Raw genomic sequence first — 26,618 nt, forward strand, 5'->3', positions numbered from 1 at the left:
GGCGGGGCAGACCCCCGATGAGGCGTATGGAGCAGGTGAAACGACGAGATTGGCGGCCTGACGACAACCAGGGCCGAGCTTATCCAGGCCGTCAAACTGTCCGACAGATGGGGACCACCTCACAACTACGCCACCCACAAAACCAAGCCGGTCCGTGACTGGCTCGCCAAGCGTCCCCGTTGGCACGTCCACTTCACACCGACCGGTGCNCGCTCAGTGTAGCGGATGGATGCGTATTCGACCCCGCGATCGCTGTGGTGAGCGAGGCCTGTGCCTGCATGTGCCGCCGCCCATGTAGCGCCTGCTCGAGAGCATCGAGGACAGACCCGGCCTGGGCGGTGGGCGAGAGGCGCCAGCCGACGATCCGCCGCGCAAAGGTGTCCATGACGAAGGCGACGTGGACGAAGCCCTGGCAGGTCGCAACGTAGATGAGGTCCGATACCCAGAGCAGGTTCGGCCGCGGCGCGAGGAACTGCCGTCTCACCCGGTCGGCCGGGCATGGCGCGCGCCTATCCGGCACCATCGTCCCCTCGCGGCCGGGCTGGCGCGCCAGACCTTCCGCACGCCGTAGACGCCGAACTTCTCGGCATGAACGCGTCGTAGCTCCGCCTGCAGCATCGCGTCCCGCTGCGCTCTGGCCGAGCCCAGGGTCGGATCAGCGCGGCGTGCGGAATGGGTGTGGTAGTTGGACGGAGCGATCGACAGGACACGGCAGATCGGCCTTGATCCGCTTCGCGGCTCAAGCCCGTAGGCACTCGATGACCGTCGACGGAGGCGATCAGGGCTTCGACCGGCGGTCGAACTCCACCAGGGCAACATATGCCATTACCTTGTGCAGGATCACATTGGCCCGGCATAGCTCGCGGTCCTCCCGCTCCAACGCCTTGATACGATATCGTCCTCGTTTGTGGGCCCAGCGTGCCTGCCTCGGTCTCGCTCGGCTTGCCGGACCCAACGCCGCAGCGTCTCCGCCGTGCAGCCGATCCTGGCGGCAATCGAGTCAATCGCCGCTCACTGCAAGCTGTGCTCCCCGGCGCCGTCCAGCACCATCTGCACAGCCCGCGAACCTCAGGCGAGTAGTTCGCCGCCGTCTTCCTCGCCGTCATTGCTCCATCTCTCAACGGTTGGAGCCTCCAGCAAACCCGGAGCGGTTCAGTCGGCGCAAATCGGAAAGGCCAACGCCGAAGCCGCACGGGCCGAGGACGAGCAGCAATCGGCTCGGTCGTGTGTTCGGGAAGAGGAGGCTGTGCGTCTCCGCGCGCAGAATGAAGTTCTGCGGGAACGGCCCTTGGACGCTGCCGATAAGCTCCGACGCGAACTCGTCAACTGTGAAGCGGCGCGGAACGCCCTTCTGCAACGCCTCGCTTGCGACTTTGAGGCGCGGCAGATCCCAATCCACCTTGGACCCAAGGCCGGGGGTCCTAGGGCTGTCGGATGCAATTCCTTTGCCGACCGGTGTAAGCTATAAGGTCCACTCCTCGGCTACTGATGCTACGCCAAGTGGATGGACCGCCGCTGAGGACATGTCCACGCGGCCAGTGGCCGGACTATGCCGACGAAATGGCGGCGAGCACGGCGTTGAATCCGGCGAGGCCGCTGCGCCATGGCGGATCGTCCTGTTCAATCTCAACCGTAGAAGCCGCCGGGCTGCCGGTCGGCTGTCATGCGACCCATGACACGGTCCCTCCCATCTGCGCGAGATGACCATGCCCGCGATCCGCGGACAGGACTTCGATCCCGCCCCAGGCACCGAGCCACCAGCACCCGCCTGTCGACCTCGAGCCCCGTTCGAACTAGTAAAACCCGAGCTCCGAGCCAGGACCGCTGGATAGCGCTCGTCCGTGTCGACGACGGCCCTGCCACCTTCCCGCCGCAACAGCCGACCGCCCGCCTCCACCCGTTCGGCCCCAGGGCCCCTATCGGCCCAGCATCGAGCCATGCACCCAGCCGAAGGCCTGATCCTCGCCGACCTGCAGCCAGCCGCCCGGGGCCTCGCCGAATACGCGCAAGCTCGAGGCGCGCGGCACGATGCGTACCACCGCCCCGCCCCCGCCCGGCTGACTGCGGATGTTCACGGGATGGGCCGATGTCGTCGTCACCATCGGTCCCGCTGTCACGGGCGCCGAAACCGGGCCCGACGCGGCAGCAGCCGGAGCGCTGCCGCCGGGCGGGGCCGCGCGTTGCTGCGCCAGCGCCGCATCCAGCGGCAAGGGTGGCAGGGCCCGGGCCTGTGGGCGCCCGGAAGGTGGACCGCCGCCCTCGAAGCAGCGGTCCAGCATCTCGACAAAGACGCGCCCCGCTTCCGAATTCGACATGCCGATCACGAGATTGGTCCGCTCCACCCGCCCGTCCTTCAGGCCGACGAGCGCGACGAAGGGAATGAAGGGATCAGTGGCTTCGCCGGTCGGGTTGACCTGACCGCAGACCGCCACGGTGTCGGGCACCTGCTGCGGCCAGGCCTGGACCGCGCGCATCTGCATCTCGCCGACCATGCGCAGCCGGGCCCGTACCTGCACCTCCGCCGCCTGGCGGGCCGCCGCGAGGGCCGCCTCAGGGCCGGGCTTGTCCTTGGCCGGCTCGTCGCAGGCCGCGAGGCCCAGGGCGATCAGGGAAAGGAAAGGCGCGAACAGCTTACGCATCATGGGTACCTGCCGGTGAAGGGGCCTTGTAGGCCAAGCGCCGCCCGGGGCCCAAGCCGGCGCCCCATCCCCGGCGCCCTCGGCCAAGCGCCGCCACGCCCCGCCCTGATCCCGATCAAGGACAGACACGCCGCCAGGGCGCATGCTGTCGGTCATGCTTGCCGATTGTCTGCATGCGCTCGATGCGCTGGGCCCTGCCGGGCTGCCCGCGCTCATGGGGGCGCTGTTCCTGATGGGGCTGGCCGGTGGCGCCAGCCATTGCGCCGCCATGTGCGGCCCCTTCGTGCTGGCCCAGGTGGCGGCGGGCGGCAGCCTGGAAGGGGGGCGGTTGGTCCGGCTCTCGGGCGCGCTGCTGCTGCCCTACCACCTCGGGCGCGGCCTGGGGTACGCGGCGCTGGGCGGCGTGGCCGGCGGCTTCGCCGCGGCGGCGGCGCTGCAGCCATGGCTCGCCTGGATGCCGCCGCTGCTGCTGCTGATGGCAGCCCTGGCGATGCTGGCCCAGGCCCTGCCAGCCCTGGCGATGCGGCTGCCGCATGGCGGCTTCCCCGGGGGCATCATCGCCCGCAGGGCCGGCCCCCTGCTGCAGCGGCCCGGGCCGGGGCGGTCGTTTCTGCTTGGCCTGCTGCTGTCGGCGTTGCCCTGCGGACTCCTCTACGGGGCCCTGGCCGGAGCGGCCGGCAGCGGCAGCGCGTTGGCGGGTGCGCTGTCCATGGCGGCCTTCGTCGCCGGCACCCTGCCGGCGCTGATCGGCCTGGCGCTGCTGGGTCGTCTCTTTCGCCGGCAGGCGGAGCCGCTGCTGCGCCGCATCGCGCCCTGGCTGCAGGGCTTCAATGCCCTGGTGCTGCTGGCGCTTGCCATCCGCCTGCTGGCCTGACGCCTCAGCGCACCACCATGTCGCGGTAGGCGTGCCAGGTCGCATGCCCAACCAGGGGCAGCACCAGGACCAGGCCGAGGAAGAAGGGCACCAGCGCCAGGCCGGTGAACAGCACGATCAACCCGGCCCAGAGTGCCATCGCCTGCCAATTCTCCAGTACCGCCTGGATGCTGATCGTCACCGCCTCCAGGAAGGAGACCTCCTGGTCGACCAGCATCGGCAGGGAGACGGCGGCGATCGCGAAGGTGCCCGCCGCCAGCAGGAAGCCGAAGCCGGTGCCGACCACCAGGAAGGGCACCAGCGCATCGGATTGCAGCATCACCAGCGGCAGGCGGTCGAGCGAGGGGATGCCGACGGTGCCGAAGAACAGCGCGAAGAGCAGCCCGGCAACCCGTACCCAGAACAGGTGCACCAGCAGCAGCACCACGCCCATCATGGCGATCTGCGTCCCCGGCCGCCGGAAGCCCTGGACCGCATCGGCCAGCGTCGTCGGCAGCCCCAGCTCCATCCGCCGGGAGGTCTCATAGAGCGGCGCCGCCAGCAGCGGCGCCAGGATGAAGAAGCCGGCCGTCATTGGCAGGATGGCCCAGGTGCTGCCGATCTCGAACAGCAGCAGCGCCAACACCCAGCCGAATACCGTCAGCGCCGCGCCGAGGGTCAGGCTGATCGCCCGATTCGCCATCATGTCCCGCCAGCCGAGGGTGATCCACACCCAGGGACGATCGGTCGCCACCCGCCGGACACGGTTCGCCAGCGGTGCGGGAAAGGCTTCACTGGGCATTCTGGTCACTCCCCGTAGGCGAAGCCTGGAGCTTACCCAGGCCCCTTTGGGTGGGCCTTGATCAGGATCAAGGACGTCATGGCCGCATCACGTCAGGTTGAGAGCCAGCCCGGGCTCCACCCATGATCCCGGCCGCTTAGCCCAGCCGCCTGGTACGGAGAAGATTGCAATGGCCGCAACCGCCGCCCTGAAGCCACCACTGGCGGAGCTGGACGTGGAGGCGCCGATCCGTGCCTTCGCCATCGCCACCATCTTCTGGGGCATCGTGGGCTTCCTGGTCGGCGTGGTGATCGCCACGCAGCTCGCCTTCCCATTGCTCAACCTCGACCTCGAATGGACCACCTTCGGCCGGCTGCGGCCGCTGCATACCAGCGCTGTCATCTTCGCCTTCGGCGGCAACGCGCTGCTCTGCACTAGCCTCTATGTCGTGCAGCGCACCTGCCGGGCGCGGCTGTTCGGCGGCGAGGAGATGGGCTGGTTCCTGTTCTGGGGCTACAATTTCTTCATCGTCGCCGCGGCGCTCGGCTACGTGCTGGGCGTGACCCAGGGCAAGGAATACGCCGAGCCCGAGTGGTACGTCGACCTCTGGCTGACCGTGGTCTGGGTGGCCTACCTGGTCGCCTTCGGCGGCACGCTGGTGAAGCGCCAGGAGCCCCATATCTACGTGGCGAACTGGTTCTTCCTCGCCTTCATCATCACCGTCGCCATGCTGCACATCGTGAACAACCTGGCGTTGCCGGTGGGGGGTGGCATCGGCAAGTCCTACGGCCTGGCCTCCGGCGTGCAGGATGCGATGATCCAGTGGTGGTACGGCCACAACGCGGTGGGCTTCTTCCTGACCGCCGGCTTCCTCGGCATGATGTACTACTTCATCCCGAAGCAGGCGGACCGACCGGTCTATTCCTACCGGCTGTCGATCGTGCACTTCTGGGCGCTGATCTTCCTCTATATCTGGGCCGGGCCGCACCACCTGCACTACACCGCGCTGCCGGATTGGGCGCAGACGCTCGGCATGGTGTTTTCCATCATGCTCTGGATGCCCTCCTGGGGCGGCATGATCAACGGGCTGATGACCCTCTCGGGCGCCTGGGACAAGCTGCGGACGGACGCCGGGCTGCGCTTCTCGGTCACCGCCGTCGGCTTCTACGCGATGTCGACCTTCGAGGGCCCGGTGATGTCGATCCGTGCCGTCAACAGCCTCTCGCACTACACCGACTGGACCATCGGCCACGTCCACAGCGGCGCGCTCGGCTGGAACGGCTTCATCACCTTCGGCGCGTTGTACTGGCTGGTTCCGGTGCTGTGGAAGAAGCAGGCGCTGTATTCGCAGAAGCTGGCCTCCTGGCACTTCTGGATCGCGACCCTGGGCATCGTTCTCTACATCACCGCCATGTGGGTCAGCGGCATCATGCAGGGGCTGATGTGGCGCGCCTACGATGAGCTCGGCTTCCTGCAATACTCCTTCGTCGAGACGGTGGCGGCGATGCATCCCTACTACGTCATCCGCATGCTCGGCGGCCTGCTCTACCTCAGCGGTGCGCTCATCATGGCCTACAACCTGTACAAGACGGTGACCGCGGTGGAGGACAGGGCGCCCGCCGCCATCCCGCTCGGCGCCCTTCCCGTGGCGGCCGAGTAAGGACACCGGCGATGAAGAACTTCACCCACGCCCTCATCGAGCGGAACGTCGTCATCCTCGGCGTCCTCACCCTGCTGACGGTCGCCATCGGCGGTCTGGTGCAGATCATCCCGCTCTTCCTGGTGGAGACCACGATCGAGCGCGTGCAGGGCATCCGCCCCTACACCCCGCTCGAGCTGATGGGCCGCAACATCTACGTCCGCGAGGGCTGCTACCTCTGCCACAGCCAGATGGTGCGCCCCTTCCGCGACGAGGCGGAGCGCTACGGCCACTACAGCCTGGCGGCCGAGAGCATGTACGACCACCCCTTCCAGTGGGGCAGCAAACGCACCGGTCCGGACCTGGCCCGGGTCGGCGGCAAGTACTCGGACGACTGGCAGGCCGCCCACCTGCGCAGCCCGCGGGAACTGGTCCCGGCCTCCATCATGCCGCCCTATGCCTTCCTCGACCGGCCGCTCGATGCCGCCGAGATCACGGCGCACCTCCGGGCGCAGCGCGCGGTCGGCGTGCCCTATACCGATGCGATGATCGCCGAGGCGGCCCGCGACCTCGCCACCCAGGCGAACCCGGAGGCCGACGCGGCCGGCTTCAACGCCCGCTACCCCCGCGCCCGCCAGGCGCTGTTCGACGCCAACCCCCGGGCGGTCACCGAGATGGACGCGCTGGTCGCCTACCTGCAGATGCTCGGCACGCTCGTCCGTTTCTCGGACGTGACGCCCGAGCAGCTGCGGCAGCCCTGAGGAGGCACGGCAATGGACATGGCCCGCCTGCACGAGATCCTCTCGACCGTCTGGGTCCTCTGGTTCGTCCTGCTCTTCGCCGGGATCCTCGCCTGGGTGCTGCGCCCGGGCAGCCGCGAGGCCGCCCGCCAGCACGCCGAGATCCCCTTCCGCGACCACGTGAACTGAAGGCGCCAAGCCAATGGCACTGAAGCCTGAGACGGATGCCGTGAGCGGCGTCGCCACCACCGGCCACGAATGGGACGGCATCAAGGAACTCGACAATCCGATGCCGGCCTGGTGGGTCTATACCTTCTACGCCTGCATCGCCTTCGCGGCGGTCTGGGTGGTGTTCTACCCCTCGCTGCCCTTCGTCCGCGGCACGCTCGGCTATACCGGGCGCAGCGACCTCTCCCGGGTGATGGAGGCGGAGAGGGCCAGGACCGAGCCGATGCTGGCGCGCATCCGCGCCGCGACGCCGGCCGCCATCGCCGCCGACCCGGAGCTGCGCGGCTTCGCGCTCGCCGGCGGGCGGGTCGCCTTCGCCAACAACTGCGCCGGCTGCCATGGCGCGGGCGGGCAGGGCGCCGTGGGCGGCTTCCCCAGCTTGGCCGACGACGACTGGATCTACGGCGGCAGCTTCGACGCCATCCAGCAGACCATCACCGTCGGCGTCCGCAACGGCGAACATCCGGATGCGCGCGGTGTGGCGATGCCCGCCTTCGCCCAGGCCGGGCTGACGCCGGCGCAGATCGGCACCCTGGCGGACCACGTGCTGTCACTGTCCGGCGCCGGCCCGGCCTCCGCGCCCGGCGCCGCGCTCTATGCCGAGAACTGCGTCGCCTGCCACGGCGATCGGGGCGAGGGCAACCGCGAGCTCGGCGCGCCGCGGCTGAACGACCAGGTGTGGCTCTATGGCGGCGACAGGGCCGCCATCGGCCGCACCATCGCCAATGCCCGCGCCGGCGTCATGCCCGCCTGGGGCAGCCGGCTGGACCCGGCGACGATCAACATGCTCACCGTCTATGTCCACGCGCTCGGCGGCGGGGAGCAGTAGGACCAGCGCCATGCCCGACACCAGCATCCCGGCGCCGCCACCTCTCTACGCGGCCCATCGGAAGGTCTATCCGCGCGCCGTCACTGGGCGGGTGCGGAGCATCAAATGGGCCGTGCTGGTGCTGCTGCTCGGCGTCTACTACGTGGTGCCCTGGCTGCGCTGGGACCGCGGCCCGGGCGTGCCGAACCAAGCGGTGCTGGCGGATATCGCCAATGCCCGGCTGTTCTTTTTCTGGATCGAGCTCTGGCCGCAGGAGATCTATTTCCTGACCGGCCTCCTGATCCTGGCGGCGATCGGCCTGTTCGCCGCGACCTCGCTGTTCGGCCGCATCTGGTGCGGTTTCACCTGCCCGCAGACCGTCTGGACCGACCTCTTCCTCTGGGTCGAGCGGCGGATCGAGGGCGACCGCAACGCCCGGATGAAGCGCGATGCCGGCCCGCGGACGCGGGACCGCATGCTGCGCCGGGCCGCCAAGCACGGCGCCTGGCTGGCGATCGCCGCGGCGACCGGCGGCGCCTGGATCATGTACTTCCAGGATGCGCCGACCGTGGTGCGCCAGATCGTCACCGGCCAGGCCAGCCTGCAGACCTATTTCTTCTTCGGACTTTTCACCGCGACCACCTACGTGCTCGCCGGCTTCGCGCGGGAGCAGGTCTGCACCTACATGTGCCCCTGGCCGCGCTTCCAGGGGGCGATGCTCGACCAGGACAGCCTGGTCGTCACCTACCGCGACTGGCGCGGCGAGCCCCGCGGCAAGCCGAAGGACGCCGGCAGCGGCGATTGCGTGGACTGCGGCGCCTGCGTCCATGTCTGCCCCACCGGCATCGACATCCGTGAAGGCCAGCAGCTGCAGTGCATCGGCTGCGGCCTCTGCGTCGACGCCTGCGACGATGTCATGGGCAAGCTGTCCCGGCCCCGCGGGCTGATCGCCTTCGAGGCGCTGGCCAACCTCGCCGCCAGCACCGCCGCCACCTCCGGCATGGCCCCCGGGCCGCAGCGCTTCCTGGCCGGCATGGCGGCACGGCGGCCGCTCCATCTCATCCGGCCGCGCACGATGATGTACGCCGGCGTGCTCACGGCCGTCGCCGCCGCCATGCTGGCCGGCTTCCTGCTGCGGGACACCCTGACCCTGACCGCCCTGGCCGAGCGCGCGCCGCCCTACGTGCGGCTCTCCGACGGCAGCATCCGCAACGCCTATACCCTGAAGCTGGCCGACAAGACCCGTGACGGCGGCCAGTACGCGCTGGTGCTGGACGGCCCGGCCGGGCTGCGCCTGGTGGTGCAGGACACGGCGGCCGATGCCGCCGGCCGCCCGGTGCTGCCGGTGCGGCGGGATGGCGTCGCCACCTTCCGCGCCCTGGTCACCGCCGGGCGCGAGCTCCACCTGGCCGAGAGCCAGCCGCTGCGCTTCCGGCTGCTGGATGCGGCCGGGACGGTGGTCGCCTCCGGCAGCAGCGTCTTCCTGGGACCGCATCCATGAGCCTCACCCTCCGCCCCTTCGACCCGACGCGCGGCCGCTGGATCCCCTGGGTCTTCGCCGGGATGATGCTCATCGTCGTCGCCGTGAACGGGGTGCTCATCTTCTCTGCCGTCCACAGCTTCACCGGCACCACCACCGGCGCCGCCTATGACCGCGGCCGGGCCTACAACCATGTCATCGCGGAGGCCGAGCGCCAGGCCGCCCTCGGCTGGACCGGGCGGGCGAGCCTCGCCGCCGGCCGGCTGGAGGTCTCGGTAACCGACCGGGAGGGGCATCCGGTGCCCGGCCGGCTGCAGGGGCTGCTGCACCGTCCGCTCGACGGCCGCAGCGTGCCGCTCGAATTCACCGCCCTCGCCGCCGGGGGCTGGTCGGCCCCCGCGGCACCGCCGGCCGCCGGCCAGTGGGAGGCCCGGCTGACCCTGACCGACGCCGCCGGCCGGCATCTCGACATCCGCCAGCGGGTGATCGCGCCGTGAGCGTCATCGGCCGCATCGCCCTTCCGGCCGGCGCCTCCGCCTGCCCGCACTGTGGCGCCGCGCTGGCGCCGGGCGCCCGCTTCTGCTGCGCCGGCTGCGAGACGGCGCACGGGCTGATCGCCGCGCTGCACCTCGACTCCTTCTACGGCCGGCGCCGCGTACCGCAGGGTGCCCTGCGCCCGGATGCCGTCCCGCCGGTCAGCCTGGTCGCCGCGGCCGAGCCGGAGGGCGACCGGCTCTGGCGCCTCGATCTCATGGTCTCCGGCCTGCATTGCGGCGCCTGCGTCTGGCTGGTGGAGCAGGCCCTGGCCGCGGATCCGGAGGTGCTGGCCGCCCGCGTCGCCCTCACCTCGCGCCGGCTGAGCCTGCGCTGGCGGGGCGACCGGGCGCGGGCGGATGACTTCGCCGCGCTGCTCGGCCGGCTCGGCTTCCGCGCCGTGCCCTTCACCCCGGCCTGCCTGCGGGCCGCGGATGACGCGGAGACCCGGTCGCTGACCCGCGCCCTCGGCATCGCCGCCTTCGGCGCGATGAACGTCATGCTGGTCTCGGTCGCGGTCTGGGTCGGCGAGGACATGGGCGACCAGACCCGCGGCATGATGCACTGGCTGGCGGCGCTGATCGGCCTGCCGACCATCGCCGTCGCCGGCCTGCCCTTCTACCGCTCGGCGCTGGCCGCGCTGCACGCCCGTCGGACCAACATGGACGTGGCCATCAGCCTCGGTGTGCTGGCGACCGCCGCCATGTCGCTGTCCGAGGCGCTGCGCAACGGCCCCTTCACCTACTTCGACGGCGCCACGACGCTGCTGGCCCTGCTGCTGGCCGGGCGACTGCTGGACCGCACCGCCCGCGGCCGGGCCGGGCGGGCGGTCGCCGAATTGCTCGCGCTGCAGGATGGGCTGGTGCGCCGCCTCGCCGCGGATGGCTCGGCCACCGAGGTCGCGGTCGGCGCCGTCCGCCCGGGCGACCGGATCCTGCTCGGCGCCGGCGAGCGGCTGCGCCTGGATGCGGTGCTGGAGGCGGCGCCGGGCGTCTTCGACCTGGCGGCCACCACCGGCGAGAGCCTGCCGCGCGGCATCGCGCCGGGGACACCGGTCGCCGCGGGCGCGGTGAACATGGCCGGGCCCGCGGTGCTGCGGGTCAGCGCCGCGGCGGCGGACGGGTCGCTTGCCGCCATCGCCCGGCTGCTGGAACACGCGGCCCAGGCCCGCGGCCGCTTCGTCACCCTGGCCGACCGTGCCGCCCGGCTCTATGTGCCGGCGGTGCTGGTTGTCGCCACCGCGACTTTCCTCGGCTGGTGGCTCGGGGGCGGGCTCGGCTGGCAGGCGGCGCTGGTGCCGGCGGTCTGCGCGCTGATCGTCACCTGTCCCTGCGGCCTCGCCATCGCCGTGCCGGCGGTGCAGGTCGTCACCGTGGGCGCGCTGTTCCGCCGCGGCGTGCTGGTCACTTCGCCCACGGCGCTCGAGCGTCTGGCCGCGGTGGACCACGTGGTGCTGGACAAGACCGGCACCCTCACCGCCGGCGCGCCGACCCTGCTGCCGGGCGGCTGGACGCCGGAGGCCCTGCGCACCGCCGCGTCCCTGGCCCGGGGCAGCCGCCATCCGCTGGCCCGGGCGCTGGCCGCGGCCTGTCCCGACGCACCGCTGCGGCCTGATGCCCGGGAGCATCCGGGGCTCGGCATGGCCGCCGGCGACCTCCGCCTCGGCAGCGCCCGCTTCTGCGGCCAGGCCGAGGTCGGCATCCTGCCGGTGCTCTGGCTGGTCGCGCCCGGTGCCGTCCCGGTCTGCTTCCGCTTCGCCGATGCGCTGCGGCCGGATGCCGGGGCGGCGGTCGCGGCGCTGCAGGCGCTCGGGCTGTCGGTCGAGATCCTCTCGGGCGATACCGAAGGCGCGGTGGCCCGGGCGGCGGCCGAGGTCGGCATCGCGGACTGGACCGCCGCCGCCACCCCCGCGGCGAAGGTGGCCCGCATCGCCGCGCTGCGCGCCGCCGGCCGCCGGCCGCTGATGGTCGGCGACGGGATCAACGATGCCGGTGCCCTGGCCCTGGCGGAGGCCGCCGCCGCCGCGCCCGGGGCGCAGGACCTGGCCCAGGGCGCTGCCGACCTCGTGCTGCGGGGGGAAGCGCTGATGGCCCTGCCGGAGGCGATCCAGGCGGCGCGCCGGGCGCAGCGCCTGGCGCAGCAGAACATCGGCTTCAGCCTCGCCTACAACCTGCTGGCCGTGCCGGCGGCGGTGGCGGGGCTGGTGACGCCGCTGGGCGCGGCCGCGGTGATGGCCAGCTCCTCCCTCGTGGTCATCCTCAATGCGCTGCGCGCTGAAAGGCTGCCCCGCCGATGGACTCGCTGATCATCCTGGTGCCGGTCGCCCTGGTGCTGGGCCTGCTCGGCCTTGGCGGCTTCCTCTGGGCGCTACGCTCCGGCCAGTACGACGACCTGGACGGCGCAGCCGCCCGCATCCTCTTCGACGACCCGCCGCAATCCCCGACCAAAGGGCCTTCCCCATGACCAGCAGCCGCATCGTCTTCCTGGTTCTTTCCGTGATCATCGCCCTGGTCGGGCTGCTGGCCGCGGCCGCCGCGCATGATTACCTCCACGTCTTCGGCCTCGGGCTCTTTGCCTTCGGCGCGCTCTTCGCCCTCAGCTGCGTGAAGCGCCACTTCGATGAGCAGGATGCAGCGCGCTGAAGGATCAGGCCGTGGGCGTGGCCTGGGACATGCCCTCGGCCCCGGCCAGCGCTTCCAGCGCGCCGAGGTCGGTCAGCGATACATGCCCGCGCGACGGCTCGCGCAGCAGGCCCTCGCGGCGCAGCGCGGCGAAGACCCGGCTGACGCTCTCGATCGTCAGCCCGAGGTAGTCGCCGATATCCGCCCGGGTCATCGGCAGCGCGAGTTCGATGCCCGGCTCGTGGTTCCGCCGTGCCGCCGCGTGCAGGGTCAGCAGGAAGGCGGCGACCCGGCCCTCGGCGCTGCGCTGCGCCATGGCGCCGAGCTGCTCCTGGGCGGCGGCAAGGTCCTCGGCGCAGAGCTCGAGCAGCCGGTGCGACAGCGGGGCGCAATGCCGGCTCATGGATTCCAGCCGTCCGCGGTCCAGCCGGCAGACGGTGGCGTCCGAGACCAGTTCGGCGTCGCAGGGATAGCGGTCGCGGGCGGTATAGCCGATGAAGTCGCCGGGAAAGCGGAAGCCGATGATCTGCTGCCGGCCATCGGGCAGGGACCGCAGCAGCTTCGCCGCGCCATCCACCAGGGTGAAGACGGCGGTGGCGCGGTCGCCCTCGCGGAAGACCGCGCTGCGCGCCGGCAATCGGAGGGTGGTGGAGGCCGCCGCAAGAGCCACCTGATCCAGGTCGTCCAGGGAATGACATAGGCCGCGCACGGCGCCGGCGCAGCGTTCGCATAGCACCGCGCTCGTCCGTCGCGGCAGGATGGAGCCTGACACGTCCACGGTTCATTACTCCCGATCACTTAGCGATTGCCGCCGGGTCCTGGCGCCGACCGGCACGGGTCTCAGCCGGTGCCGCATCGGTTTGAGGGCCATCGCTTCATAGCAGATAATCCACAGCGGACCTGCATGGGAATTTGGGGTGCGGAACGTGGCAGAAGCAGGGTTTCGACGGCTTCAGCCTGCCCTGTTCCTGATTTGATCCCAAATTTCATCCACAGGGTGATGAGGGGATCGAGGCGCCTCCTGGCACGGCACTTGCTCCACATCCGGGCAGGGACTGGGTCCCTCGTCGGAGAATACCATGCATCGCCGCAGCTTCCTGAAAGCCCTGCCAACTGCCGCATTGGCCGCTCCGCTGGCCGCGCCCGGCATTCGCAAGGCCGCGGCCCAGGCGGCGCCGACCCGCAACGAGACCCTGCTGCTGGTGCAGGAATACGGCCCCAATAGCCTCGACATGCAGGGCATCGGCTCCTCCCAGCCGGTGAACGGCGTGGCGCTGAACTGCTACGACCGGCTGGTGCGCTTCAAGCGGGTGAAGCTGGACGACGTCACCACCAGCTTCGACATCAATGCCCTGGAGCCCGAGCTGGCCGAGAGCTGGCAGGAGGCCAGCGACGGCACCAGCGTCACGTTCAAAATTCGGGCAGATGCCCGTTTCCATGGCGGACGCAGCGTCACCGCCCGCGACGTGAAGTGGTCGCTCGACCGCGCCGTCAGCATCGGCGGCTTCGCCACCACCCAGATGAATGCCGGCAGCCTGGAGAAGCCCGAGCAGTTCGTGGCGGTGGACGACAGGACCTTCCGGGTCGACTTCGCCCGGCGGGACAAGCTGACCATGCCCAACTTGGCGGTCACCATCCCCTTCGTCTTCGACAGCGAGCTGGCCATCCGCAACGGCGGCGGCGATCCCTGGGCGAAGGAGTACCTGAAGAACAACGTCGCCGGCGGCGGCGCCTTCAAGGTGGAGGCCTGGCGGCCCGGAACCGAGACCATCTATACCCGCAACGACGACTGGAAGAACGGCGACCTGCCGAAGCTGCGCCGGGTCATCGCCCGCGACATCCCATCCCCCAGCACCCGCCGGGCGCTGATCGAGCGGGGGGATGCCGACATCAGCTACGGCCTGCCGCCGAAGGACTTCAAGGACCTGGCCGATGCCGGCAGGATCAAGGTCGCGGCCGTGCCGGTGCCGAACGCCATCTGGTACGTTGCGCTGAATTCGGCGCTGCCACCCTTCAACAACCTCAAGCTGCGGCAGGCGGTGGCCTGGGCGCTGCCCTACGAGAAAATCATGCAGGCCTCGCTGTTCGGCCGCGGCGTGCCGATGTGGGGCGGGCCGGCGACCCCGGCCGCGCTGAAGTGGCCGGTGCCCTTCCCCTATTCGGCCAACATCGAACGCGCCAAGGCGCTGATGGCGGAATCCGGCGTGGCGCCCTTCAGCACCACCCTGCTGTTCGATGCGGGTTCCGGCACCATCGCCGAGCCGATGGCGGTGCTGGTGAAGGAAGCCCTCGCACCGCTCGGCATCACGGTCGAGCTGAACAAGATCCCCGGCGCCAATTTCCGCGGCGAGCTGAACAAGAAGACCGCGCCCATGGTCATCAACCGCTTCGGCGGCTGGCTGGACTGGCCCGACTACTTCTTCTTCTGGAACTACCACGGCAACAATTCCATCTTCAACATTCCCTCCTACCAGAACCCGGCGATGGACAGGCTGATCGACGGCGCCCGCTTCGCCCCGGATGCGGCGAGCTACGCGCAGAACGTCCGCGGCTTCCTCGAGCTCGGAATGCAGGAAGTCCCCTTCATCGCCATCGCCCAGCCCTTCCACGACGTGGCCATGCAGCGGACCATCGGCGGCTACCAGTTCTGGCCCTGCCGCGAGCCCGACTTCCGCTTCCTGACGAAGGGCTGAGGCCGGCATGCGCGGCGTGCTCTGGCGCCTGGCAGGCTCCCTGCCGGCGCTGGCGGCGGTGGTCGTCGTCACCTTCATCCTCACCCGCGTGCTGCCCGGCGATACCGCGACCTATTTCGCCGGGCCGACCGCGAGCGCTGAATCCATCGCCCAGATCCGCACCGCGCTCGGCCTCGACCGGCCGTTGCCCGAGCAGTTCTGGAGCTACGTGGTCGCGCTGTTCCACGGCGACCTCGGCATGTCGCTGACCACCGGCCAGCCGGTGCTGGTCGATATCCTGGCGCGGCTGCCGGCCTCGGCCGAGCTGACGCTCTGCGGCCTGGTCCTCGCCATGGCGGTGGCAATCCCGCTCGGCATCATCGCCGCGGTGAGGCAGGGCTCGCTGGCCGACCACGCCTGCCGGGTCATCGTCACCGCCGGCGTCTCGCTGCCGGTCTTCTTCACCGGGCTGCTGCTGGTCTATGTCTTCTATTTCCTGCTCGGCTGGTCGCCGGCGCCGCTCGGCCGGCTGGACGCCTTCGCCAGCGCCCCGCCGACGGTGACCGGCTTCTACCTGATCGATGCCGCGCTGATCGGCGATTGGGAGACCTGGCGCAGCGCCTTCGCCCAGCTCGTGCTGCCGGCCGTGACCCTCGGCCTCTTCGCCCTGGCGCCCATCGCCCGCATCACCCGCGCCTCGATGCTGGCGGTGCTGGGGGCCGAGTTCATCCGCACCGCGCGCGCCGCCGGCCTCGCCTCCCGGACCATCATCCTGACCTATGCCTTGCGCAACGCGCTGCTGCCGGTGGTGACGACGCTCGGCATGGTCTTCTCCTTCCTGCTCGGCGCCAACGTGCTGGTGGAAAAGGTCTTCGCCTGGCCCGGTATCGGCAGCTACGCGGTGGAGGCGCTGATCGCCTCGGACGGCGCCCCGGTGCAGGGCTTCGTGCTGACCATGGCGATCCTCTACGTCGCGCTGAACCTCACCATCGACCTGATCAACCGCGCGCTCGACCCGCGGGCGCGGCAGGCATGAGCGCCGCCGCCCTGCGCCATGCCCGGCACGTCGTCTCGGAGAATCCGGTCACCGGCTTCGCGCTGGGGCTCTTCGTCCTCTTCGTCCTGGCCGCCCTGCTCGGGCCGAGCCTCGCGCCGCACGACCCGCTGGCGAGCAACACCATGCTGGCGCTGCAGCCGCCCAGCGCGCAGCATTGGTTCGGCACCGACCAGATCGGACGCGACATCTTCTCCCGCGTGCTGGTGGCGACGCGGCTCGACCTCGGCATCGCCGCCGCCTCGGTCGCGCTGGTCTTCGCCGCCGGCGGCTTCGCCGGGCTCGCCGCCGGCTTTTTCGGCGGCTGGGTGGACCAGATCGTCGGCCGCACCGCCGATACCATCATGGCCTTTCCGCTGTTCGTGCTGGCGATGGCGATCGTCGCGGCGCTCGGCAACACCGTGCCGAACATCGTGCTCGCCACCGCCATCATCAACTTTCCCCTCTATGTCCGGGTCGCCCGGGCCGAGACGACGCAGCGACGCGAGGCCGGCTTCGTCGATGCCGCGCGCATCGCCGGCCACCGCGACATGGGCGTGCTGCTGCTGCAGGTCGCGCCGAACATCCTGCCGATCATGGTGGTGCAGATGTCGCTGACCATGGGCTACGCCATCCTCAACGCCGCCGGGCTCAGCTTCATCGGCCTCGGCGTGCGGGCACCGACGCCGGAATGGGGCATCATGGTGGCCGAGGGCGCCAGCTTCATCGTCTCCGGCGAATGGTGGGTGGCGCTGTTCCCGGGCGCGACGCTGATGGTCGCGGTCTTCTGCTTCAACCTGCTCGGCGACGGCGTGCGGGACATCGTGGACCCGAGGCGCCGCACATGACCACCGTCCTCGACGTCACGGATTTCTCGGTCGAGTTCCGCACCCGCTCCGGCACCGTCAAGGCGCTGGACCGCGTCGCCTTCCGCATCGGCCGCGGCGAGACCATGGCGCTGGTCGGCGAGAGCGGCTCCGGCAAGTCGGTCACCGCCTACGCCCTGCTCGGGCTGCTGGACGCCGCGGGGCGCATCACCGGCGGCCGCGCGAGCCTGGAGGGCGTGGAGCTGACCACTGCCTCCCCGGCGGCTCTCGCGGCGATCCGCGGCAGGCGGGCGGCGATGATCTTCCAGAACCCGCGCGCCGCATTGAACCCCATCCGCCCCATCGGCCAGCAGATCGCCGACGTGGTCCGCCGCCACGCCGGCCTCTCGCGCCGGGACGCCACCTCCCGCGCTGTCGAGATGCTGCGCGAGGTCGGCATCCCCGACCCGGTCCGCCGCGCCGGCGCCTATCCCTTCGAGCTCTCGGGCGGCATGTGCCAGCGGGTGATGATCGCCATCGCGGTTGCCACCCGCCCCGCGCTGCTGATCGCCGACGAGCCGACCACCGGCCTCGACGTCACCACCCAGGCGGTGGTGATGGACATCATGGCGAAGCTCGCCGGGGAGACCGGCATGGCCACCCTCCTGATCACCCATGATCTCGCCCTCGCCGCCGAACGCAGCGGCCGCATCGCGGTCATGCATGCCGGCCACATCGTCGAGGAGGCCGCGACCCGCGCGCTGCTGGCCGCGCCGCGGCATCCCTATACCCGGCGCCTGCTGGCGGCGACGCCGACCGCGGCCGGCGACCTCGCCGAGCTGCGCTCGATCCCCGGCAACCTGCCGGACCTGCGCCGGGCCGACCTGCCGCCCTGCCGCTTCGCCGCCCGCTGCCCGCAGCACCTCGAGGCCTGCGAGGCGCCGATGGTCTGGCGCGACATCGCCCCCGCCCACCGCATCGCCTGCTGGAACCCCGCATGAGCGGCATGATCGGCAACGACCCGACGCCGCGCGAGGCGGAGGGCCGCTACCTCCTCGACGTGGCGGAACTCTCGAAGCGCTTCCCGCTCGGCCGCCGCAGGCTCTTCGGCAAGGCCGCGCCCGCGATGGTGCATGCCGTCGACGATGTCTCCTTCACCCTGGCGCGGGGCGAGACCCTGGGGCTGGTCGGGGAGTCCGGCTGCGGCAAGTCGACCCTGGTGCGGCTGATCGCCCGGCTGACCGACCCGACCACCGGCTCCATCCGCTTCGGCAACCGGGAGCTGTCGGCGCTGCCGGCCAAGGCCTTCGCCCGCGACCCGGACCGCGCCCGGATCCAGATCGTCTTCCAGGATGCCGGCGAGAGCATCAATCCCCGCTTCACCGCCGCCGATGCCATCGCCGACCCGCTGCGCCAGCTCCGTGGCCTCGGCGGCGATGCGCTGCGCGAGAAGGTCGAGGAGGCCGCGACCCTCTGCGGCCTGCCGCTGGCGCTGCTGGACCGCTTCCCGCACCAGCTCTCGGGCGGCCAGCGCGCCCGCGTCGGCATCGCCCGCGCCATCGGCCCGAGGCCGGACCTGCTGGTGCTGGACGAGCCGACCGCCGCGCTCGACGTCTCGGTGCAGGTCACCATCCTGCAGCTGCTGGTGCGCCTGCGGGAGACGCTGGGCATCTCCTATGTCTTCGTCAGCCACGACCTGAACGTGGTGCGGCTGCTCTGCGACCGGGTGGTGGTGATGTACCTCGGCCGCATCGTCGAGACCGGGCCGGCCCGGGCGGTCTTCGACGCCCCGCTGCACCCCTATACCCGCGGCTTGGTGGCCGCGGTGCCGCGGCTGGACGGCCTCCGCGCCGATGCCCTGCGGCTGGCGGGGGACCCGAGGAGCCCGATCGACCCGGACCCCGATGCCTGCCGCTTCCATGGCCGCTGCCCCATCGGCACCGGGCGCTGCGGCGCCGAGATGCCGAAGCTGCGGCGCTTCGACGGGGGGCGGGAGGCGGCCTGCCATTACGTGGAGGCGGCCTAGCCGGAACCCGCTCAGTCGCCCCGCAGGCCGAGATCCCGGACCACGCCGCCCCAGCGCTCCCAATCCTCGGCGATGACCCGGGTATAATGCGCCCGGTCGCCGCCGACCGGATCGGCACCGAAGCCCCGCACCCGCTCCGCCACCTCCGGCAGGCGCAGCACCGCGTCGACTTCGCGGTTAAGCTGGTCCAGCACCGCCTCCGGCGTCCCCCGCGGGGCCAGCAGCCCGCCCCAGAAGGTCACCTCGTAGCCCGGCATGGCCTCGGCGAAGGTCGGCACCTCCGGCATGGCGGGAGAGCGCCCGGCGCTGGTGATGGCGATCGGACGGATGGTGCCGGCCTCCCGCAGCGTGCGGGTGGCGAAGAGGGAGTCGCTGGCCAGGTCGACGTCGCCCCGCACCAGCGCCGTCAGCGCGGGCTGGTTGCCGTTGAAGGGCACCAGGGTGAGTTCGATCCCCTCCCGCCGCATCAGCACGGCCAGGGAGAGATGGTTGATCCCGCCGGTCCCGGGATGGGAGACGGTGAGCCGCCCCGGCCGCTCCCGTGCCAGGCGGATCACCTCCGGCAGGGTCCGGGCGGGGAAGTCCGGGCGCGAGACCAGCAGCAGGGGCGAGGATTGCGCCATCGCCACCGCGGCGAAATCCTGCGTCGGGTTCAGCCCGGCGCCCCGGTTGACCAGCAGGGTGATCAGGGTGGAGGAGGAGGCGTAGAGGAAGGTATGGCCATCCGGCGCGGCCCGGGCGACGTGTTCCGCCGCCAGCAGCGTGCCGGCGCCGGGCCGGTTCTCGACCAGGAAGGTGGTACCCGGCAGCCGTTCCCCCAGCCGCGCCGCGAGCAACCGGGCCATGATGTCATTGGCCCCGCCGGCGGCGAAGCCGACGACGAAGCGCACCGGCCGTGCCGGCCAGGCCTGCGCCGCCGCCGGGCGGAGGCCTGCGGCGAGAAGCAAGGGCGCGCCCAGCAGGGTTCCACGCCGCCCGATGCCATCCATGCTTCGCCTCCCGGTGTCGTTGCTTGGCCGGCAGCATAGTGGCGCGCGGACCGCTAGGGCCAGCATGCCGCGTCAGGCGATGGGTGGCGTCCCAGCGGTCCGGATCGCCGCCCAGACCCGCTCCGGCGTCGCCGGCAGGTCGAGCCGCCGTATCCCCAGCGGCCGCAGCGCATCCGCCACCGCGCCCAGCAGGGCGGGCAGGGCGCCGACCGTCCCGGCCTCCCCGGCGCCCTTGACGCCCAGCGGGTTGGTCGCGGTCGGCACCGGGTTGCTCAGCACCGTCAGGCCGCAGAGGTCGCCGGCCCGGGGCATGGCGTAGTCCATGAAGCTGGCGGTCTGGAGCTGCCCCGCCGCATCGTAGCGGATGTGCTCGCCGAAGACCTGGCCCAGGCCCTGGGCGATGCCGCCATGGATCTGCCCCTTCACCAGCAGCGGGTTGATCACCGTGCCGACGTCGTCGACCACTACATAGGACAGCAGCGCGGCCTCGCCGGTCTCGGGATCGACCTCCACCTCGCAGATATGGCAGCCGTTCGGGAAGGTCGCGTCGCCCGGCCGGTTGATGAGCAGGGCGGAGAGCCCGAGGTCCTCGCCCATCGGCAGCGCCCCCGGCACGTAGCTCCGCCGCGCCAGCTCCTCGATCCCGATGCCCCGGTCGGTGCCGACCACGCAAAAGCGCCCCTCGGCGAATTCGATATCCGCCTCCGCCGCCTCCAGCAGATGCGCGGCAATGCGGCGGCCGCGGGCGATGATGCGCTCCGCCGCCCCGACCAGCGCGCCGCCCGCCGCCATCATCGAGCGCGAGCCGATGGTGCCGCGGCCATGCGTCACCAGGTCGGTGTCGCCGTTGACGAAGCGGATGCGCTCGGGCGGGATGCCGAGGCGGGACTGGGCGATCTGGCGGAACACCGTCTCGTGGCCCTGGCCATGGTTGTGGCTGCCCATCAGCAGGGTCGCGCTGCCGCCGGAATCGAAGCGGATCTCGGCGGCTTCCTCCATCGGGCCGCGATGCGGACCGCCGGCGCTCTCGATGGCATTGGCGATGCCGATGCCCCGCAGCCGGCCGCGCGCGGCGGCCTCGGCGCGGCGGGCCTCGAAGCCGGCCCAGTCGGCGGCCTCCAATGCCCATTCCATGTTCCGCGGGAAGTCGCCGCTGTCGTAGGTGTAGTCGAGCCCGGTGCGGAAGGGCATCGCCTCGGGCGGGATCAGGTTGCGCCGGCGCAGCGCGATGCGGTCCAGGCCCATCTCATCCGCGGCCAGGTCGATCACCCGCTCGATCGCATAGATCGCCTCCGGCCGCCCGGCGCCGCGATAGGGTGCGGTCGGCTGGGTATGGGTGAACAGCCCGCGCACCTCGGTGCAGATGTGCGGCGTGCGGTAGACGCCCGCCAGCCCGCCGACGTTGTTGGTCGAGGAGACCGGCCCCTGCCAGGCGAGGTAGGCGCCGAGGTTGCACAGCGTCCGCACCCGCAGGCCGAGGAATTCGCCATCCGCGGCCAGCGCCAGCTCGGCGGTCGAGAGGTTGTCCCGGGCATGCGTGTCGGCGAGGAAGCTCTCGGTCCGCGTCGCCGTCCAGCGCACCGGCCGGCCCAGCAGCTTCGCGGCATGCAGGCAGAGGACGTGCTCTTGGAAGGGGCTCTCCTTCATCCCGAAGCCGCCGCCGACATCGGGCGAGATGACGCGGAGGCTGCTGGACGGCACGCCGAGCGCGTATTGCGCGATCTCGTTCCGCATCACATGCGGCAATTGCGTGCCGGTGGTCAGCGTGTAGCGATCCTCGATCGGGTCGTGGCTGGCGAGCGCATTGCGCGGCTCCAGCGGGTTGGCGGAGACGCGGGTGATGCGGAAGTCGAGCCGGGCGACATGCGCGGCGCGGGCGAAGGCCGCCTCGACCGCGGCGGCATCGCCCAGGCGGAACAGGAAGCTTTCGTTGTCCGGGGCGATCTCCGGCCAGACCGCCGGCGCGCCGGGTTGCACCGCATCGGCGAGGTCGGTCACCGCCGGCAGGGGGTCGTAGTCCACCGCGATGGCCTCGGCCGCGTCCTGCGCCGCGGCCCGGGTTTCCGCCACCACCGCCGCCACCGCATCGCCGACGTAGCGCACCGCGCCATCCGCCAGCATGCGCCAGGGCGTCTGCGTGATCGGAGCGCCGTCGCGGCGGTGGCGCGGCGTGACGCAGCGCAGCACGCCGAGCTTGGCGACCTCCGCCATGGTCAGTACCACCAGCACGCCCGACATGGCGCGCGCCGCCTCGGCCCGGATGCCGGCGATGCGCGCCGCGGCATGCGGCGAGCGCAGCACGACGAGATGCGCCGCCGCCGGCGCCGCGATGTCGTCGACGAAGCGGCCGGCGCCGCGCAGCAGGCGCGGATCCTCCACGCGCCGCATCGGCGCGCCGATGCCCGTCCGGCCTGGCTGCATGAGGGCTTCCTTCGCTTCCGCCTCCGCCGAGGTTAAGCGGCCGGTGGCCGCGCCCGCAAGGCATCCCCGTCCCCTGGCCCGTCCCCCGGTCCGTCCCCTGGTCCGTCCCCTGGCGCCCGCCACCCTTTCCGGCGACACTTGCCGCAACAGGACATGCGATCCCGGAGGAAAGCGGCAGGATGATCGACAAATTCGTGCGGTCCATGGCGGAAGCCATGAATGGCATCAAGGATGGCTCCACCGTGCTGATGGCCGGCTTCGGCGAGGTCGGCGCGCCGCATGCGCTACTCGACGGGCTGATCGAGCAGGGTGCCGGCAACCTCACCATCGTGGTGAACTCGGTCGGCCGAGTGCACAAGCCGGGCCAGCCGGTCCAGGGCGTGCCGCGGCTGATCGAGCTCGGCCGCGTCAGGAAGGTGATCACCACCTTCATCCGCGCCGGCAGCATCGCCGGTGATGCGGTGCGCGACGGGCGGATGGAAGCCGAGGCGGTGCCGCAGGGCACGCTGGCCGAGCGCCTCCGCGCCGCCGGGGCCGGCGTGCCGGCCTTCTTCACCCCGACCGGCGCCGGCACGCTGGTGGCGGAAGGCAAGGAGGTGCGCGACTACGACGGCCGCGCCTGCATCCTCGAGCGGGCGCTCCATGGCGACGTCGCGCTGGTGGAGGCCTGGATGGCCGACCGCTGGGGCAACCTCACCTTCCGCGACAGCAGCCGCAACTTCAACCCGATCATGGCCATGGCGGGCAGGCTGACCATCGTGCAGACGCATCATGTCTGCGACCTCGGCCAGCTGCCGGCGAACGAGATCGTCACCCCCGGCATCTTCGTCGATCGCGTGCTGCATGTCGCGGCCGGCGATCCGAAGCTGCCGGCCTGAAGGAGCGCATCCGATGAGTGACACCGTGACGCCGCTGGGACGCAACGGCATGGCCGCCCGCGCCGCGCAGGACATCCCCGAGGGCTGGTACGTCAACCTCGGGATCGGCATCCCGACCCTGATCGCCGACCACGTGCCACCGGACCGGGAGGTGGTCTTCCATTCGGAGAACGGCATCCTCGGCGTCGGCCCGGCGCCGGAGCCGCACAAGCAGAATCCCTGGCTGGTGAATGCCAGCACCCAGCGCATCAGCATCCGGCCCGGCGGCAGCTTCGTGCACCATGCCGACAGCTTCGCCATGGTGCGCGGCGGCCACCTGGACCTCTGCGTGCTCGGTGGCTTCCAGGTGGCGGAGAACGGCGACCTGGCGAATTGGGCGCAATCCGCGACCGAGGTCGGCAAGCAGATCGGCGGAGCCATGGATCTCGCGGTCGGGGCCAGGCAGGTCTGGGTGACGATGGAGCACACGACCAAGCAGGGCCAGCCCCGCCTCCTCAGGCGCTGCAGCTACCCGCTGACCGCGCCGGGCTGCGTCACCCGGGTCTACACCAACCTGGCGGTGCTGGAGGTGACGCCGCGGGGCTTCGGCGTGCTTGACATCATTCCGGGCCTCGCCTTCGACGAGCTGCAATCCCGCACCGAAGCCACGCTGCACCGCGCCTGAGGAGGCGACCATGAAATTCGCCCTGCATTTCGGCAACAACAGCTTCCCCGATGGCGCCGGGGCCGCCCGCGTGGCGAAGCTGGCGGAATCCGCCGGCTTCGATACGCTGTTCGCCATCGACCACGTCGTGATCCCCAGGGACTACGCCACCCCCTATCCCTATTCGCCGACCGGCAAGCTGCCCGGCGACGACTCCAGCCCCTACCCCGACCCGCTGATCTGGATGGCCTATGTCGCGGCGGTGACGACGCGGCTGCGGCTGATGACCGGCGTCATCATCCTGCCGCAGCGCAACCCGCTGGTGCTGGCAAAGCAGGTGGCGACGCTCGATGCGATGAGTGGCGGGCGGATCGAGCTCGGCATCGGCGTCGGCTGGCTGCGCGAGGAATTCGAGGCGATCGGCGTGCCCTTCGAGCGGCGGGGCAAGCGGGCCGATGAATACGTCGCCGCCATGCGGGCGCTTTGGGCGACGGACGATGCCGGCTATGCCGGCGAGTTCGTCGCCTTCAAGGGCATCAACTGCAACCCGAAACCGGTGCATGGCAGCGTGCCCATCATCGTCGGCGGCAGCACGGAGGTCGCGGCGAAGCGGGCCGGGCGGCTAGGGGATGGGTTCTTTCCCTCCATCGGTTCGCAGACCGACATCCTGCCGCTGTTCGACGTGGTGCGGCGCGCGGCGACGGCCGCCGGGCGGGACCCGGCGGCGATCGAATTCCTCACCGGCTGCCCGGATGCCCTGCCGCAATCCGGCAAGGATGCGCGGGCTGCGGTGGAGGCGCGCCGCGCCGCCGGCGTCGGCCGCATCGTGCTGCCGATGACGGCCTTCCTGCCGAATATCGAGGAGAGCCTTCCCCGCTTCGGCGAGACGGTGATCCGCGAATTCAGCTAGGCGCTACATCTTCTTGCCGGTGGTCCAGCCGCCATCCACCGGCAGGATGCTGCCGGTGAGGAAGCCATTGGCCTCATCCGCCAGGAAGAGGATGGCGGCGGCGATCTCGGCGGGTTCCGCCCAGCGGCCCAGCGCATGGATGTCGCGGATGGTCTGCGCCATCTCGGGGTCCTGGAAGTAGCGCTCGGTCAGCGGCGTGCGCACCACGCCGGGCGCCACCGCATTCACCCTTATGCCCATGGCGCCGAGCTCCAGCGCCATCGCCTTGGTCAGCCCGACGACCGCGTGCTTCGAGGCGGTATAGGCGGCGCGGCTGGGGGCGGCCATCAGCCCGAGGGTCGAGGCCAGGTTGACGATGCGCCCCGGCCTGCCCAGCGCCACCAGCCGGCGGCCGAAGGCCTGGCTCGGCAGGAAGGTGCCGGAGACGTTGACGCTGATGACCCGCTGCCATTCCTCGAAGCTGAGGTCGAGCACCGGGCAGATCTCCCGGATGCCGGCGGAGTTCACCAGCACGTCGAGCCGGCCCAGCGCGGCCGCCGCCGCGGCGACGAATTCGGTGGCCGAGGCGGGGTCGGCGACGTCGAGGCGGACGGCATGCGCCTCGCCGCCCTCGGCGCGGATGGCGGCGGCGGTGGTCTCGGCATTGGCGAGGTCGAGGTCGCCGACCGCGATGCGGGCGCCCTCCCGCGCCGCGGCATAGCAGACCTGCTGGCCGATGCCGCTGCCGCCGCCGGTGACGAGCACGGCCTGATCCTGGAAGCGCATGGTGTTTCCTCCGGTTGTTTTGCCGGAAGGCTAGACGCGGGCCCCGGGCGCCGCAACCGGCCGCCCGGTTGACGACGGCTGCGCCTTGGCGCGCAATCCTGGCGACGGGGACCAACCCCGCTGCCTTCTTGGGGAGTACCGGAATGTCCGCAGCGCCATCGCGCCGTGCCGTGCTGGGCCTGTTGGGGGCCGGCCTGGCGATGCCGGCCCTGGGCCAGGGCGCCTGGCCGACCCGGCCGATCCGCATCATCGTGCCCTCCGTCACCGGCGGCTTCGACAATTACGCCCGGCTGACCACGCCGCGGCTGACCGAGCTGCTCGGCCAGCCGGTGGTGATCGAGAACCGGCCCGGCGCCAACGGCAATATCGGCATGCAGGAGGTGCAGCGGGCGGCGCCCGATGGCCATACCATCCTCTTCGCCGCGGTCGGCTCGCTGTCCATCAATGTCAGCGTCTATCGTGGCATGCCGCTGAACCCGGTCGACGACCTCGCCGCCGTGGCCTGCCCGGTCACCTCGCCGATGGTCTGGGTCGCCAATCCGGAGACCGGCCCGAAGACACTGGCGGAGCTGGTGGAGCGCGCCCGGGCCGCGCCGGGCAAGCTGGACTATGCGCTGCCCAGCGCCGGCACCATCAACCACCTGATCGCCGAGGGCTTCAAGCTGCGGCACGGGCTGGACATCCCCGCCGTGCCCTATCGCGGCACGCCGCCGGCGCAGCTCGATGTCGTCGCCGGGCGGGTACCTGTCATGGTCGACAGCCTCGGCGCCGGCTGGGGGCATATCAGCGCGGGCCGGCTGCGGCCGCTGGCGCTGACCTCGCGGGAGCGGTCGCCGCGCGCGCCGGAGATCCCGACCGCCATCGAGCTGGGGCTCGACCAGACCGACTACGTCGCCTGGTACGCCTACATGGCGCCGAAGGCGACGCCGCCCGGGATCATCGCCAGGCTGAACGCGGCGCTGAACCAGGTGGCGCTGGAGGATGCCTACCGGGACCGGCTGCGGGAGATGGGCGCCGGGACCCAGGCGATGACGCCTGGTGCGCAACTGGACTTCATGCAGGCCGAGCGGAAGAAGTGGGGCGACATCGCCCGCGCGGCCAATGTCGAGGTGGTCTAGGTCCTGTGGACTCTAGGGATTCCCGGATTGGCCG

The 26,618-nt window shown here is 71.3% G+C and carries 26 protein-coding genes and 1 pseudogene; 19 read left to right on the forward strand and 8 right to left on the reverse strand.

What is annotated here, in order from left to right; all coding sequences use genetic code 11:
- Window positions 1-212: 212 nt before the first annotated feature.
- The 3 genes and pseudogenes from QWZ14_RS06195 to QWZ14_RS06205 all read right to left on the reverse strand — a co-directional run.
- Window positions 213-1,106, reverse strand: a pseudogene (locus QWZ14_RS06195) (DDE-type integrase/transposase/recombinase); the annotation flags it as partial.
- A gap of 11 nt (window positions 1,107-1,117) precedes the next feature.
- The gene (locus tag QWZ14_RS06200; protein ID WP_290315757.1) at window positions 1,118-1,399 is read right to left on the reverse strand and encodes a hypothetical protein; all 282 of its coding nucleotides are present in this window, start codon (window positions 1,397-1,399) and stop codon (window positions 1,118-1,120) included.
- Between the two features lie 517 nt (window positions 1,400-1,916).
- The gene (locus QWZ14_RS06205) at window positions 1,917-2,642 is read right to left on the reverse strand and encodes an SH3 domain-containing protein (RefSeq protein WP_290315758.1); all 726 of its coding nucleotides are present in this window, start codon (window positions 2,640-2,642) and stop codon (window positions 1,917-1,919) included.
- 151 nt (window positions 2,643-2,793) lie between these two features.
- On the opposite strand from QWZ14_RS06205, the gene QWZ14_RS06210 reads away from it, so the two are divergent.
- Window positions 2,794-3,513 (forward strand): urease accessory protein UreH domain-containing protein, encoded by a 720-nt coding sequence (locus QWZ14_RS06210; RefSeq protein WP_290315759.1) that lies wholly within the window; start codon window positions 2,794-2,796, stop codon window positions 3,511-3,513.
- 4 nt (window positions 3,514-3,517) lie between these two features.
- On the opposite strand, the gene QWZ14_RS06215 is transcribed toward QWZ14_RS06210, so the two are convergent.
- Window positions 3,518-4,294, reverse strand: coding sequence for a DUF2189 domain-containing protein (locus tag QWZ14_RS06215; protein ID WP_290315760.1), 777 nt, complete (start codon window positions 4,292-4,294; stop codon window positions 3,518-3,520).
- A gap of 169 nt (window positions 4,295-4,463) precedes the next feature.
- On the opposite strand from QWZ14_RS06215, the gene ccoN reads away from it, so the two are divergent.
- The 9 genes from ccoN to QWZ14_RS06260 are packed head-to-tail and all read left to right on the forward strand — an operon-like array spanning window position 4,464 to window position 12,344.
- Window positions 4,464-5,933 (forward strand): cytochrome-c oxidase, cbb3-type subunit I, encoded by a 1,470-nt coding sequence (gene ccoN / locus QWZ14_RS06220; protein WP_290315761.1) that lies wholly within the window; start codon window positions 4,464-4,466, stop codon window positions 5,931-5,933.
- An 11-nt stretch (window positions 5,934-5,944) separates the two neighbouring features.
- The gene (gene ccoO / locus QWZ14_RS06225) at window positions 5,945-6,673 is read left to right on the forward strand and encodes a cytochrome-c oxidase, cbb3-type subunit II (RefSeq protein WP_290315762.1); all 729 of its coding nucleotides are present in this window, start codon (window positions 5,945-5,947) and stop codon (window positions 6,671-6,673) included.
- 12 nt (window positions 6,674-6,685) lie between these two features.
- On the forward strand, window positions 6,686-6,841 hold the full coding sequence (locus QWZ14_RS06230; protein WP_290315763.1) for a cbb3-type cytochrome oxidase subunit 3: 156 nt from the start codon (window positions 6,686-6,688) through the stop codon (window positions 6,839-6,841).
- 13 nt (window positions 6,842-6,854) lie between these two features.
- Window positions 6,855-7,709 (forward strand): cytochrome-c oxidase, cbb3-type subunit III, encoded by an 855-nt coding sequence (gene ccoP / locus QWZ14_RS06235; protein ID WP_290315764.1) that lies wholly within the window; start codon window positions 6,855-6,857, stop codon window positions 7,707-7,709.
- Window positions 7,710-7,719: 10 nt separating this feature from the next.
- Window positions 7,720-9,189, forward strand: a complete 1,470-nt coding sequence (ccoG, locus tag QWZ14_RS06240; protein WP_290315765.1) for a cytochrome c oxidase accessory protein CcoG — start codon at window positions 7,720-7,722, stop codon at window positions 9,187-9,189.
- Window positions 9,186-9,665, forward strand: coding sequence for a FixH family protein (locus QWZ14_RS06245; RefSeq protein ID WP_290315766.1), 480 nt, complete (start codon window positions 9,186-9,188; stop codon window positions 9,663-9,665). The genes ccoG and QWZ14_RS06245 overlap by 4 nt, the downstream gene beginning before the upstream one ends.
- Entirely contained in the window at window positions 9,662-12,007 is a 2,346-nt protein-coding gene (locus QWZ14_RS06250; protein WP_290315767.1) for a heavy metal translocating P-type ATPase, read from the forward strand. The genes QWZ14_RS06245 and QWZ14_RS06250 overlap by 4 nt, the downstream gene beginning before the upstream one ends.
- Window positions 11,995-12,165 carry a cbb3-type cytochrome oxidase assembly protein CcoS gene (gene ccoS, locus QWZ14_RS06255; protein WP_290315768.1) on the forward strand — a complete coding sequence of 57 codons (171 nt, stop codon included), beginning with the start codon at window positions 11,995-11,997 and terminating at the stop codon, window positions 12,163-12,165. The genes QWZ14_RS06250 and ccoS overlap by 13 nt, the downstream gene beginning before the upstream one ends.
- A complete protein-coding gene (locus QWZ14_RS06260; RefSeq protein WP_290315769.1) occupies window positions 12,162-12,344 on the forward strand; it encodes a hypothetical protein in 183 nt (60 codons plus the stop codon). Before ccoS ends, QWZ14_RS06260 begins: the two co-directional genes overlap by 4 nt.
- A gap of 4 nt (window positions 12,345-12,348) precedes the next feature.
- Here the strand turns inward: QWZ14_RS06260 and QWZ14_RS06265 are convergent, their stop codons facing one another.
- Window positions 12,349-13,101 (reverse strand): Crp/Fnr family transcriptional regulator, encoded by a 753-nt coding sequence (locus QWZ14_RS06265; RefSeq protein ID WP_290315770.1) that lies wholly within the window; start codon window positions 13,099-13,101, stop codon window positions 12,349-12,351.
- Window positions 13,102-13,402: 301 nt separating this feature from the next.
- Between QWZ14_RS06265 and QWZ14_RS06270 the strand changes: the two genes are divergently transcribed.
- From QWZ14_RS06270 to QWZ14_RS06290, 5 genes are read left to right on the forward strand one after another with little or no spacing between them, the layout of a single operon-like run.
- Entirely contained in the window at window positions 13,403-15,016 is a 1,614-nt protein-coding gene (locus tag QWZ14_RS06270) for an ABC transporter substrate-binding protein (protein WP_290315771.1), read from the forward strand.
- A gap of 7 nt (window positions 15,017-15,023) precedes the next feature.
- Window positions 15,024-16,031, forward strand: a complete 1,008-nt coding sequence (locus QWZ14_RS06275; RefSeq protein ID WP_290315772.1) for an ABC transporter permease — start codon at window positions 15,024-15,026, stop codon at window positions 16,029-16,031.
- On the forward strand, window positions 16,028-16,876 hold the full coding sequence (locus QWZ14_RS06280) for an ABC transporter permease (RefSeq protein WP_290315773.1): 849 nt from the start codon (window positions 16,028-16,030) through the stop codon (window positions 16,874-16,876). The genes QWZ14_RS06275 and QWZ14_RS06280 overlap by 4 nt, the downstream gene beginning before the upstream one ends.
- The gene (locus QWZ14_RS06285; RefSeq protein ID WP_290315774.1) at window positions 16,873-17,835 is read left to right on the forward strand and encodes an ABC transporter ATP-binding protein; all 963 of its coding nucleotides are present in this window, start codon (window positions 16,873-16,875) and stop codon (window positions 17,833-17,835) included. The genes QWZ14_RS06280 and QWZ14_RS06285 overlap by 4 nt, the downstream gene beginning before the upstream one ends.
- Window positions 17,832-18,860, forward strand: a complete 1,029-nt coding sequence (locus tag QWZ14_RS06290; RefSeq protein ID WP_290315775.1) for an oligopeptide/dipeptide ABC transporter ATP-binding protein — start codon at window positions 17,832-17,834, stop codon at window positions 18,858-18,860. Before QWZ14_RS06285 ends, QWZ14_RS06290 begins: the two co-directional genes overlap by 4 nt.
- Window positions 18,861-18,871: 11 nt before the next feature.
- Here QWZ14_RS06290 and QWZ14_RS06295 read toward each other — a convergent pair whose 3' ends face one another.
- A complete protein-coding gene (locus QWZ14_RS06295; RefSeq protein ID WP_290315776.1) occupies window positions 18,872-19,849 on the reverse strand; it encodes a Bug family tripartite tricarboxylate transporter substrate binding protein in 978 nt (325 codons plus the stop codon).
- A gap of 72 nt (window positions 19,850-19,921) precedes the next feature.
- On the reverse strand, window positions 19,922-22,270 hold the full coding sequence (locus QWZ14_RS06300; protein WP_290315777.1) for a xanthine dehydrogenase family protein molybdopterin-binding subunit: 2,349 nt from the start codon (window positions 22,268-22,270) through the stop codon (window positions 19,922-19,924).
- A 179-nt stretch (window positions 22,271-22,449) separates the two neighbouring features.
- On the opposite strand from QWZ14_RS06300, the gene QWZ14_RS06305 reads away from it, so the two are divergent.
- From QWZ14_RS06305 to QWZ14_RS06315, 3 genes are read left to right on the forward strand one after another with little or no spacing between them, the layout of a single operon-like run.
- Window positions 22,450-23,148: a CoA transferase subunit A gene (locus QWZ14_RS06305; RefSeq protein ID WP_290315778.1), complete on the forward strand. Its 699-nt coding sequence runs from the start codon at window positions 22,450-22,452 to the stop codon at window positions 23,146-23,148.
- 13 nt (window positions 23,149-23,161) lie between these two features.
- A complete protein-coding gene (locus QWZ14_RS06310; protein WP_290315779.1) occupies window positions 23,162-23,812 on the forward strand; it encodes a 3-oxoacid CoA-transferase subunit B in 651 nt (216 codons plus the stop codon).
- 10 nt (window positions 23,813-23,822) lie between these two features.
- Window positions 23,823-24,701, forward strand: a complete 879-nt coding sequence (locus QWZ14_RS06315; RefSeq protein WP_290315780.1) for an LLM class F420-dependent oxidoreductase — start codon at window positions 23,823-23,825, stop codon at window positions 24,699-24,701.
- A 3-nt stretch (window positions 24,702-24,704) separates the two neighbouring features.
- Here QWZ14_RS06315 and QWZ14_RS06320 read toward each other — a convergent pair whose 3' ends face one another.
- Window positions 24,705-25,466 carry an SDR family NAD(P)-dependent oxidoreductase gene (locus tag QWZ14_RS06320; protein WP_290315781.1) on the reverse strand — a complete coding sequence of 254 codons (762 nt, stop codon included), beginning with the start codon at window positions 25,464-25,466 and terminating at the stop codon, window positions 24,705-24,707.
- A gap of 143 nt (window positions 25,467-25,609) precedes the next feature.
- On the opposite strand from QWZ14_RS06320, the gene QWZ14_RS06325 reads away from it, so the two are divergent.
- Complete coding sequence (locus QWZ14_RS06325) at window positions 25,610-26,584, forward strand: Bug family tripartite tricarboxylate transporter substrate binding protein (RefSeq protein ID WP_290315782.1); 975 nt, start codon at window positions 25,610-25,612, stop codon at window positions 26,582-26,584.
- Window positions 26,585-26,618: the final 34 nt, after the last annotated feature.

Origin of the sequence: Paeniroseomonas aquatica (genome assembly GCF_030409335.1) — a bacterium.
Lineage (GTDB): Bacteria > Pseudomonadota > Alphaproteobacteria > Acetobacterales > Acetobacteraceae > Belnapia > Belnapia aquatica.